Origin of the sequence: uncultured Thermomonas sp. (assembly GCF_937872235.1) — a bacterium.
Taxonomy (GTDB): Bacteria; Pseudomonadota; Gammaproteobacteria; order Xanthomonadales; family Xanthomonadaceae; genus Thermomonas; species Thermomonas beijingensis.
Genome location: NZ_CALMPC010000138.1, coordinates 1 through 11,565 on the forward strand (window position 1 = coordinate 1; position 11,565 = coordinate 11,565).

Below are 11,565 nucleotides of genomic sequence, written 5' to 3' on the forward strand. Positions count from 1 at the left end.
TGCACAGCAGCATGCGGCGGTACGGCAGGCCCAGTTTCTCCAGCACAGCCTCTGCGCAAAGGGTCATGCGCTGGTGTTCGGCGTCGGATTCCTCGGGTTTGCTGATGCTGACCAGTTCCACTTTCTCAAACTGATGCTGGCGAATCATGCCGCGCACGTCGCGACCACCGCTGCCGGCTTCGGAGCGAAAGCACATCGAATGCGCGGTCATCCGCAGCGGCAGTCGCTCGGCATCGAGGATGTCGTCGCGCACGATATTGGTCAGCGGCACTTCGCTGGTGGGAATCAAATACCGCTTGTGCTCGCCCAGTTGGGTGGAAAACAAGTCCTCCTCGAACTTGGGCAATTGCCCAGTGCCGCGCATTGAATCGGCATTGACGATCACCGGCACATTGGTTTCTTCGTAGCCATGCTCGCCACTGTGCAGATCCAGCATGAACTGCGCCAATGCGCGATGCAGGCGGGCCAGTTGCCCACGCAGCACGGTGAAGCGCGAACCCGACAACTTGGCGGCGGTTTCGCCATCCAACCAGCCATGGCGTGCGCCCAATTCCACGTGATCCTTGACCTCAAAGTCGAACACACGCGGGCTGCCCCAGCGGTGCTGCTCAACATTGCCATGTTCATCACTGCCGGCAGGCACCGATGCATCCGGCAGATTGGGGATACCCGACGCGATCGCTTCGATCTGGCCGCGAATGCGCTCCAGCTCCACTTCCGAAGCCTTCAGCTCTTCACCAAAGCCGGCCACCTCGGCCATCACCGCAGACACATCCTCGCCCTTGGCTTTGAGCATGCCGATCTGCTTGCTGCGGGTATTGCGCAAGTTCTGCAATTCCTGGGTGCGGATCTGAATCTGCTTGCGGCTGGCCTCCAACGCCTCCAGTGCAGGCACATCCAGCTCGAAACCGCGCGCGGTGCGCAGGCGGTCGGCAAGCTCGGCAGGGTTGGAACGCAGCAAATTGGGATCAAGCATGGGCGCGGGCAGGACGGTCAGGGAATGCCTATTATCGCCTGAGCAGATCGCCGATGGCGGTATTGCGCCTTGCACATGCCAGAATGCAGCTATGTCCGCACCCGACTCCACCCCGAACGCACGCACGCCACTTTTGCCACCACAGGCAGTAAAAGTGCTGGCAATCGCTTTTGCCGCTGGCCTGTTGCTGTTTCTTCTGGTGTGGCTGAAATCGCGCCACCACTATGATTTTTATAAAGCGGATGGCACCGACGCCAGCGCCAGCCAGACCAGCACCTTGCCTGCCCCGCTGCCGCCCGATCTGGCCAGTGGCGATGGCAACCCCGGCAGCAATGCCAGCGGCCTGAGTCTGCCCAAGGATGGGCCCGTTGTAGCACCTCCGCCACCTGCAAGACCACCGGCACCCCACCCGCCAGCTTCCCCTCCTCCGACCACTGCACCACCTGCATCCACACCTGTCATCAACGATGCTGTTGCGCAACGCTCACCCGCTCCGCGCTATCCGCAAGCAGCGTTGCGGCGTGGTGTGGGGGGCACCGTCAAGGTGCTCGCCAATGTCGCACCCGATGGCAGTGTGGCGAAGGTTGAAGTAGCCGAAGGCAGCGGCAATCGCGACCTGGATCGCGCGGCATTGGATGCTGTCCGTCGCTGGCAATTCAAGCCGGCCACCCGCAACGGGCAACCGGTTGCCAGCGAAGTTCGAGTGCCTATCGTGTTTTCTCCAGTACGGTAAGCGCAAGGATGTCCGCCTCGTTTCTGTTTTACGACCTAGAAACCTTCGGTGCCGACCCACGCCGAACCCGCATCGCGCAATTTGCCGCGATCCGCACCGACGCGCAGCTGCAGCCAATCGGCGAGCCCATCAGCTTCTTCGTGCAGCCCGCCAATGACCTGCTGCCCGCACCGATCGCCACGCTGATCACCGGCATCACTCCGCAAGCCGCATTGCGGGATGGGGTCAACGAGGCCGCTGCGTTCGCTCGCATATTGGATGCCATGGGCCGCCCGGACACCTGCAGCGCCGGCTACAACTCATTGCGCTTTGATGATGAGTTCGTGCGCTATGGCCTGTATCGCAATTTTCATGACCCGTATGAGCGCGAATGGCGCGCCGGCAACTCGCGTTGGGATTTGCTGGATGCACTGCGCCTGATGCATGCACTACGCCCCGATGGCATCGTGTGGCGGCAGCGTGAGGATGGCCAAGGCACCAGCTTCAAACTGGAGCATCTGGCCGAAGACAACGGCCTGCGTGAAGGCATCGCGCACGAAGCACTGAGCGATGTGCGTGCATTGATCGGCCTTGCCCGCCTGTTTCGCCGGCATCAGCCCAAACTCTGGGACTACGCACTGCGCCTGCGCGACAAACGCTTTGCCGCATCCTTGCTGGACCCCATTGCGATGACACCACTGCTGCATATTTCACAGCGCTACCCGGCAGTGCGCCTGTGCGCCGCGCCGGTATTGCCGTTGGCGCAGCACCCGTCGATTCCATCGCGCTTTATTGCCGTGGATTTGGATACCGATCCCGAACCGCTGCTGAGCTTGGATGCCGACGCCATCGCCGAGCGTCTGTACATTCGCCAATCCGATTTGCCCGAAGGTGAAACGCGGGTTGCGCTGAAAGAAATTCATACCAACAAATGCCCGGCACTGGTGCGCTGGGAACACCTGCGCCAGAGCGATTTCACGCGCCTTGGAATCAGCCCCGAGATCGTGCAGCAACGCGCCGATCGGCTGCGTATGCACGGCCCTGCCATCGCCGAAAAAATGCGCCGGGTGTTCGCACGAGACCGTGCGGCGACGCCGGTGGATGCCGATGCTGCGCTGTACGATGGCTTCATCGGTGATGCCGACAAAAAACTGTGCGCGCAAGTCCGCGGCACCCCGCCGCAACTGCTGGCAAAAGCACAGTTCGCATTCCGCGATACCCGCCTGTCCGCGTTGTTGCTGCGCTATCGCGCCCGCAACTGGCCAGACAGCCTGCTGCCGTCCGAACAGGCACAGTGGGACAGCTACCGCCGCCAACGCCTGCTGACGGATGTTGGCCAGTCCGAGCTGACACTGGAGCAGTTCTTCGCACAAATCAGCGAACTGCGCGCCGCCCATGTGGGCGATGGCCGCAAACAAGTGCTGCTGGATCAGCTGGAAGATTGGGGCCAACAGCGCGCCCGCGAGCTGGCGTAAGCCTCGAGAATCCCCAGTCAGCCTCAAAACTGTGACCGATGCCGCAGTGCGGCATGACTTTGCCATACCGATGCGTATGCTCGCCGTACCGGACAGTACGGGGGTGCTGTCGGGGTTGTTGACAAAGCCCGCCGCAGGCCACGCGGCATCCTTTGGGGAGAGTCCATGCGTAAAGTCGCCTTGGCCGCGCTGTTATCTTGCGCCGCCGCATTCACTGCCACCACCGCTTATGCCGCCGATGTCACCGGCGTTGCCTTTGTCCACGGCACCGGCAAGCAAACCAATGCCTATCAAGACTATTGGCAACCCGCCATGGTCAATAATGTCCGCGGCGGCTTGGCCAATCCATCCAATTACGTGGTGGTCAACTGCGATTTCAATCAATACATGTGGGATAGCCGTGCTGCGGGGTGCCTGGCCGACCAGCTCACCAATTTCATTCAAAGCAAAAGCATCACCCGCCTGATCATCATCACCCATTCCAATGGCGGCAACGTCATGCGCTGGGTGATGTCCAACCCAACCTATGACAGTCGCTACCCCAACATCATCAACAAGATCGTGCGGGTAGACGCATTGGCACCCTCCTCTGCCGGTACGCCGTTGGCCGATGCCGTGCTGAACGGCAATGTATTTGAAACTTCACTGGGCTGGCTATTGGGCTATAAGTCGGATGCGGTACGCCAACAACAAGTCAGCTGGATGGCCAGCTACAACGCCAACAACCTGTATGGCACCTCCGGACGGCCATCACTGCCCAAGCTGTTCCGCGCAGTCGTCGGTACCGACGTGGAAACTGCCGTATGGGATAGCGATAGCTACTGCGGCGGATATGCGGAAAACCTAGGTTTGGAAACCACGCAATGGTGGCTGGATAGCTGTTCCGATGGCTTCCTCAATTGCAGCAGCCAATCGGCCGCCGGCGCGGTCTGGTTCAAGGACAAATCGAAGATGGCAGGCCAAGAGCCGCTGAGCCATAACCAAAGCCGGCGCGCCTGCTTTGGCCTCGACACCGTCCTGCGCAACGACATGAAGTGAGGCCAGACCACCATGCACACCTTGAATATCTCTCGCCTTGGCCTGTCCTGCGTCCTCGTACTGGGCATGGCCCAAGCCGCCCACGCCGCGCAACGCTTGCTGCCAGCAACCACCAGCGACCAAGTTCCCACCCTGTTGAGTACCCAGCCGGCACCGAAAGGCGTCATCGAGCGTAAGCCGGTGACTTTTGCCTGGGCCTTGGATCCCACTGCTGCATTGACACAGCCAGCGCCACTGGCCGCCGATAGTCGTGAATATTGGCAAACGGTGGATGCTGCAACCTTGGCCAAAGGTGTGGACTTGCCGATGACCACCGCCGGCGCACTGATTCGCATCAGCCCGGCGCAAGGCGCAGCCCCTTTGCCAGCAGATGCACTGTCGTTTACGGCCGGTCGTCGCTCCATTGCCATCGCACAACTGGCCGATGCGCAAAGCCTGCAACAAGCCGGCATGCCGGTCAGCAATGGCACGCAAGTGCTGCGGCTGGGCGCAGGCAGCGGTGCCGGGCACGTCCAGCTACGCGCCACCAATGCCCGCGGCAACTACGTGGTGCATGTGTTCGAGCCGACCAGCGATATCGTCTTGAACGCGCAAGCCAATCGAAATGCGGTGTTGGCCGGCCAAACCATGCGCGTAAGCATTGTCGCCAGTCGTGCTGCACAGGCTCTGCCCTTGCAGGCGCAGGCCTTGCTGGTAGCACCTGATGGCAGCAATGCGCCCGTCAAGGTGCAGCGTGCCACCGATGGCAGCTTGGAAGCGATATTCACACCAGCACTGCGCAACAACCGTGTGGCGGGGCTTTGGGAGCTGCAAGTGTTCGGCATGCTGGGCGACACCCCGCGCGATGTGCGCACCGCATTTGCGGTAGGCCAACCGACCGCACGCTTCAATGGCAGCGTTGCCCAGTCTGCGGACTTGCACGTCAGCCTGCCGGTGCAAGCGGCATCTGCAGGGCGTTACGAAGCCAGGGGCACCTTGTACGCAACTGCACCCGATGGCCAGCTACGGGCAGTGAGTGAGGCCCATGCGGCGGCATGGATGCAGCCCGGCCAGCACACGCTGCAACTTCCATTCTCCAAAGCGCATCTGCCCAGCGGCTATGGCGCACCGTATGAACTGCAGCAGTTGGAGTTGCATGACCAAAGCCGGATGGCACCGCTGGAAATTCGTGCGCACGCGGCACGTTTCTGATTGGCGTACAGGTTGAGGCGACGGCCGGGCTTGCCCGGCCGTCTGCATTTTTGCAGGATGCACACATGAAACTCACTTCTCGCACCCGCTGGTTGCTGGCCAGCCCGCTCCTGCTCCTGCTACTTGCCGTGTTGGGCTATGTGGCTGCCGGCCCTTTCCTTGCCATCCACAGCATCCGCGATCTGGTAGCCCGCGGTCAGACTCAGGAACTTTGGCGTTTTGTCGATTTCGACAGCCTGCGCGAAAGCGTGCGCCCGCAGCTGCAACAGAAAATCGCACAAAGCATTCTCGCCCGTACCGGCAATACGCAGAGCGCGCGCAACGTGGGAGAAGTCACCGTCATGCTAGCCAAACCGGCGATTGATGCCATGACCTCGCCACAAGGGTTTGCCGTGCTGCTGCAGGGCAGCTCATTGGCCAGAAGTACGCCTATCTCGACGTCCGGCAAGGCCCCCCCCAATGATCCATTGAAGACAGCCGTCACCCATTTCGAATCCACAAGCCTGCTCACCGCCACCGTACAAAATGCCGAGGGGCAGCCAGTGATCTTCGAATTTCATCGGCACGGTTTGGCGTGGAAATTGGACGGCTTGCGTTTGCCCCTATAAGCATTGCAACACCGCGTTCAATCGGCGTTGGCCACCCCGTGCGGAACGTGGCCAGCAGCGACATGCCGACGTGCCGAATCGATGTTATGAGGTGAGTCATCGAAAAAAATATCGGCGCCAAACGCTTCCAGGAACGGGCCTTTATCGCGCCCACCCAGAAACAAGGCTTCATCCAACCGCACATTCCACTCGCGCAAGGTGCGAATCACGCGCTCATGCGCGGGTGCCGAACGCGCAGTGACCAAGGCGGTGCGTATGGGTGAATCCTCACCCACCGGAAACGCTGCTTGCAGCCCGTGCAATGCGGCCAAAAACCCACGGAACGGTCCACCCGACAGTGGTTCATGCGCCAATGCGCGCTCGTGTCGTCCAAACGCTTCCAAGCCTTGCTCGCGTGATACACGCTCACTTTCATCACCAAAAATCACCGCATCGCCATCGAAGGCGATGCGCAATTGGCGCTGGCGCGGCTCACTGGCACGCTCCGGCAAAATAGTGGCCGCTGCGACACCTGCCGCCAACGCCGCACGTACCGATTCTGGATTGGCCGACAAGAACAGCTGCGCACCAAACGGCTTGATATAGGGCCACACCGGAGCACCAGCTGTGAAGGTGGCGCGCCGAATATCCAAGCCATGATGCTGGATCGAATTGAACACGCGCAGGCCGGTATCCGAGGAGTTGCGTGATAGCAAGATCACCTCAACTCGCGGCGCATCCACGGTGGCCCCCTGGTTGAGTGCCAACAACTTGCGCACCAACGGGAATGCGATACCAGGCGGCAGCACGTCATCTTCACGCTGGCGCTGGAAATCGGCAAAGGCTTGAATACCTTCACGCTCGAACAAAGCATGACTGTCTTCCATGTGAAACAATGCCCGAGCGGTAATCGCCACCACCAGCGGCATTGCAACCGCAGCACGCGCGGGCGAATCAATCATTGCCATTACGCTGGAAGCACACGCGCTGCGGATGGTGCAAGGCGAAGCCTTGCGCGTAGTCGACCTGCATCGCGGCCAGCATGGCCAACAGCTGCGGTGATGACACCCATTCGGCTACCACTTGCAAACCTTGCAGGTGACCAATTTCCGTCACCGCACGCACGATGGATTGCGACATCGCATCCCCGGCCAGATTCTGCACGAAACTGCCGTCGATTTTCACCACATCAAGTTCCAGATTTTTCAAATACCCGAACGAGGACATGCCTGCACCGAAATCATCCAGTGCCACTTTGCAGCCCAAGCCGCGCAGGCGCGAAATCAACACACTGGAGGCAGCAAAATCACGCATAGCCACAGTCTCGGTGATTTCAAAGGTCACCCGCTGCGGTGTCACGCGGTGCTCGGTCAAAAGCTCGGCAATGCGATCAAACAGACCCTCATCCTCCAAACTGGCGGCCGACAAATTGATGGCACAGTTCGCCAAATCTGCGCCATCGGGATGCAGCCGATCCAGCTGACTCAGTGCGGTTTCAACGACCCAACGATCGATCTGCGGCATCAATCCATAGCGCTCGGCTGCGGGCAGAAATGCACCCGGAAGCACTACGCCACCATCCTCGCCTCGCAAGCGCAGTAGCAGCTCGATGTGCACGCCACCGATAGCATTTGCTTGCAACGCATGCAGCTCTTGATAATCCAGTAACAATCGGTCATCACGCAGTGCATCACGCACCCGGTTGGCCCATTCCATCTCGCTCATCCGGTGGGTAATGGCGGCATCATCTTCGGCATAGGCATGAATGCGATTACGGCCGGCTTCCTTGGCCAAGTAACAGGCAGCATCGGCATGGGTAAACAAGGCCTGCATCGAGCTCGCATTGCGCAGCATGACCACACCAATACTCGCACTGCTGGTGTAAGTGCGCCCCTCCCAACCGAATATGAAGGCCTCAATGCAGCGGCGCAGCCGCTCGGCGGCCTGTACCGCAGATTCAAGTTCAATGATGCCTGGCAATAACACCCCAAACTCATCCCCACCCAAGCGCGCCAGCACATCAACCGGGCGCAACTTTTCCTGCATCACCGCGGCCAACTGCGCCAGCAATTCATCCCCAGCGCGGTGACCGGATGTGTCATTGATCAACTTGAATTGATCCAGATCCAAAAACAGCAATGCACCGTCGTCACGCGCCGGGCTGGCCAGCAAGGTCTGTACCCGCGCTTCAAACTCACGGCGGTTGTACAAACGCGTCAACGAGTCATGGCTGGCCTGATATCCCAATTTCTCGGTCAACTGGCGTTGCACGGTGTTATCGCTGGCCACCAACAGCCACATCGGGGTACCGTCAATTTCTATACTGCTGATCCAGGTGCTGGCCCAAAACAAGCTGCCGTCGGCGGCCTGCAGCTGGATGTCAGTACCGGCCATTGTGCCGGCAACTGGCGATGCAGCAGCATCCTTTGCGACTGGCTCTGACAGAGGCAAACCGGCCAACTCGAGCCGGTCCGCAAGCCGCTCCCGCGCCACGGCATTGCGGTATACGATTGCGCCGTTATCTTTTCGAATCAGCAAAACCAAGCAAGGCAATAGTTCATTGAGCCGCCGAAAACGTTCCTCACTGGCGACAACCCGTTGGCTCAGCGCGGTTCCCAACACCAGGGCACGTTCGCGAGTGCTGGCCAGCGACCACGTCAGTGCTGCCAGCAACATGCTGATGACGCCCCCGACCCACAGCACGGTCTTCCAATTGCCGGCCGCATAAATATCGTGCCTCGCATGCGCAGTAACACTCCACAAGCGACCGCCAAACTGCACTTTCACCACATGCGCAGGCAACGATGCCGGGGCATCAAAGTGGCGAGCAAACAAGGTTCGAGGCTCGCCATCGGTCAGATCATTGATGGTGACATCCGCCAATGCGATCGGATCCCTGGGAATGGCCGCCCCGAGTAAATCATCAATCCGGAATGATGCACCGATCGAGCCAACCAGCGCTTGCCGCCGTGCGTCGACACTGGTCGGGACCTGGCCCGCCGCGTACACCGGCAACCGCAAGATAAAGCCATCTGAATGCTTGTTGCCGTTGCCGCTTTGCACCAAACGAAACGGGGCCGACATCGCCACTTGATTGCTGTCACGGCTGCGCAACAGAGCCTCAAGATTCATCGGCTGGGTGGCCACGTCCAGCCCACGTATGGCTTCGTTTCCAGGCTGTGGTGCAAACAATAACGTCGGAAAGTGATCGCCATCTGGCTTCACCTGCCGCTGTGCATAGGCCAATGCCAGCAAACCAATACGCACCTCGGTATTGGTTTGCATGTTTTGATAAGCGCGTGCGTATTCATCAGCAGTCACCTGGTCGGATGCCAGGAACACCGATTGAAATGCGCGAATCAAGCGCTCGCACTGCTCGAGTTGGGTTTGGATACTGCCGGCAATCTTCACCGTTTCCATAGTGAACCCATGCAGCGCATCGCGGATATCACGTTGCTTTTCGCCATAGGCCAACCACAACGTCAGGCCGATACCCAGCAAGAATGCCAGCAATGCCCACGCCCACGCGGGCACCCGTCGTGAGGGTGATGTTGGGTCTGGCACGGTGCTGGTGTTGTCAATGGCAAATGGCATCGTGCTTCCTGATGGGACCATGCTGCGCTCCTTGCCCGGCAAACCTTACACTGCAAACTGCTCGATCAGAATGCGTTCTTCCAGATTGTGTTCCGGATCAAACAATAGTGTCACCTGTCGATCACGTGACTCACGCACCAAGACCTCAGTCACATCGCGCACCTCATGCGAATCCGCAGTGGCGCTGACCGGACGCTTGTGTGGATCCCGCACCCTAAACCGCACCTCGGTGCCGGATTTAAGCACAGCACCGCGCCAGCGCCGTGGCCGGAATGGAGCAATTGGAGTCAATGCCATCACATTGGCCCCCAGCGGCAAAATCGGGCCATGTGCAGAGAAGTTATAAGCCGTGCTGCCAGCAGGTGTTGCCAGCATCACGCCGTCGCAAATCAACTCGTCTAATCGCACTTCACCATTGAGTTCAATACCCACATGTGCAGCCTGCCGGGTTTGCCGCAACAACGATACCTCGTTGTACGCCAACGAGCTTACGCTGGCACCAGACTCGGTTTGTGCCAGCATCTCCAGCGGGTGCAGCACGGCGGGTTCGGCGGTATCAATGCGGGTCGATAAATCATCGTCTTCTCGAAAATGATTCATCAAAAATCCCACTGTCCCCAACTTCATGCCATACACCGGCTTGCCCAAATGGGCGTACCGGTGCAGGGTTTGCAGCATGAAGCCATCCCCACCCAAGGGGACGATGACGTCGGCATCTTGCGGGGAATGGGTACCGTAGCGCTTGACCAATGCCGCGAATGCGGCTTGCGCGTCATCGGTCGGGCTGGCTAGCAGGGCAATACGGGGATTCGTCATGCGCAGCAGGATAGCAAGAGCCGCCAGCGCCCGCGTTCGCTGTCCTCTCCCGCGAACGGGAGAGGGCAACTTGCAACAGGACGCTTAGCCGCGTTGCGCCAACTGTGCCACGCGTTGCACCGCCACCGAGCAGGTGGGGTAATCGAGGGTTTTTTGTGCTGCCAACTCGGTCAACATGGCCAGGGTGAAACGCAGCCCACTGTCGTCACGTTCCAGCCACGCCTTGACCTTGGCATCGGCATCCTTGCCCGGCATCGCCAACACCAGGCCGGTCAGTGCGCGCATTTGTGCCGCCAATTCGTCGCGCAGCACGCCGCGTGCCACGGCATGCCAACGGCCATCCACCTTGAGCCCATCGATTTGCTCGCTCAACCACGGCTCATGCAGGGCATCGGCCAGGCGGAAATACACCTTGGCCACGTCGATTGGGCGCATCTTGCGCTCACGCGCCAACTCGATAATGTCGGGGCTGGCTTGCAGGTACGGCAATGCGGCCAGCTGATCGGCCAATGCCGTCGGCACGCCTTTTTCACGCCATTGCTTGCGGCTGGCCTCGTACACCGGACGCTGCGACGGCGGCAAAATGCCTTCGCCAGCACGAATGTCGCGGAAGCCATCGTGGTAACGCTCCACCGCAGTGGTAATCGCCGGTACTGCACCGGGGCGCGAAAGTAACCAGCGGGTGAAGCCGCGTTGCAGCTCCCAAATGACTTGCAGCGCATCCACCTGCACACTGCCCGGCACCTTGCCGTCCAGCCCGTCGATCTTGGCCCACAACTCGCGGGCGTCCAAGGTTTCCCGGGTAATCGTATAGGCCCGGGCGATCTCACCGATGCTGCGACCACTGTCTTCCTGCATGCGCATCAAGAAAGTCGCGCCCATGCGATTGATGGTTGAATTGGTGACCGCAGTGGCGATGATTTCGCGCTTCAGGCGGTGGCCTTCCATCGCTTTGGTGTATTTTTTTTGCAGCGGCTCGGGGAAGTAACGCACCAGCTCCTTCGAGAGGTACGGATCTTCCGGCACATCCGAAGCCAGCAACTGCGGATATGCCACCAGTTTCGAATACGACAGCAAGATGGACAGCTCCGGCCGGGTCAGACCTTGGCCGCGCAGCTTGCGTTCGGCAATTTCAGCATCGGTCGGCAGGAATTCGATCTGCCGATCCAGCAAGCC

Annotated in this window: 9 protein-coding genes and 1 pseudogene; 5 read left to right on the forward strand and 5 right to left on the reverse strand. The window is 60.0% G+C overall.

Annotated elements, in window-relative coordinates:
* Positions 1-976, reverse strand: a 976-nt coding sequence (serS, locus tag QWB57_RS11875; protein WP_288969691.1) for a serine--tRNA ligase, incomplete at its 3' end; no start/stop codon positions are given.
* Positions 977-1,067: 91 nt separating this feature from the next.
* Here serS and QWB57_RS11880 point away from each other — a divergent pair.
* From QWB57_RS11880 to QWB57_RS11900, 5 genes are all read left to right on the forward strand, one after another.
* Positions 1,068-1,709, forward strand: a complete 642-nt coding sequence (locus QWB57_RS11880; RefSeq protein ID WP_223628555.1) for an energy transducer TonB — start codon at positions 1,068-1,070, stop codon at positions 1,707-1,709.
* 8 nt (positions 1,710-1,717) lie between these two features.
* Positions 1,718-3,163 carry an exodeoxyribonuclease I gene (sbcB, locus tag QWB57_RS11885; protein WP_288969692.1) on the forward strand — a complete coding sequence of 482 codons (1,446 nt, stop codon included), beginning with the start codon at positions 1,718-1,720 and terminating at the stop codon, positions 3,161-3,163.
* A 165-nt stretch (positions 3,164-3,328) separates the two neighbouring features.
* Positions 3,329-4,201, forward strand: coding sequence for a hypothetical protein (locus QWB57_RS11890; RefSeq protein WP_223628550.1), 873 nt, complete (start codon positions 3,329-3,331; stop codon positions 4,199-4,201).
* 21 nt (positions 4,202-4,222) lie between these two features.
* A complete protein-coding gene (locus QWB57_RS11895) occupies positions 4,223-5,392 on the forward strand; it encodes a DUF4785 family protein (protein WP_223628548.1) in 1,170 nt (389 codons plus the stop codon).
* Between the two features lie 65 nt (positions 5,393-5,457).
* Positions 5,458-6,000, forward strand: coding sequence for a DUF2939 domain-containing protein (locus QWB57_RS11900; RefSeq protein WP_288969694.1), 543 nt, complete (start codon positions 5,458-5,460; stop codon positions 5,998-6,000).
* Between the two features lie 17 nt (positions 6,001-6,017).
* On the opposite strand, the gene QWB57_RS11905 is transcribed toward QWB57_RS11900, so the two are convergent.
* The 4 genes and pseudogenes from QWB57_RS11905 to QWB57_RS11920 all read right to left on the reverse strand — a co-directional run.
* Positions 6,018-6,908 carry a 5'-nucleotidase gene (locus tag QWB57_RS11905; protein ID WP_223628780.1) on the reverse strand — a complete coding sequence of 297 codons (891 nt, stop codon included), beginning with the start codon at positions 6,906-6,908 and terminating at the stop codon, positions 6,018-6,020.
* A gap of 25 nt (positions 6,909-6,933) precedes the next feature.
* Positions 6,934-9,573 carry an EAL domain-containing protein gene (locus QWB57_RS11910; RefSeq protein WP_288969695.1) on the reverse strand — a complete coding sequence of 880 codons (2,640 nt, stop codon included), beginning with the start codon at positions 9,571-9,573 and terminating at the stop codon, positions 6,934-6,936.
* A 45-nt stretch (positions 9,574-9,618) separates the two neighbouring features.
* Positions 9,619-10,389: an NAD kinase gene (locus QWB57_RS11915; protein ID WP_223628542.1), complete on the reverse strand. Its 771-nt coding sequence runs from the start codon at positions 10,387-10,389 to the stop codon at positions 9,619-9,621.
* 84 nt (positions 10,390-10,473) lie between these two features.
* Positions 10,474-11,565 (reverse strand): annotated as a pseudogene (locus QWB57_RS11920) (NAD-glutamate dehydrogenase domain-containing protein); the annotation flags it as partial.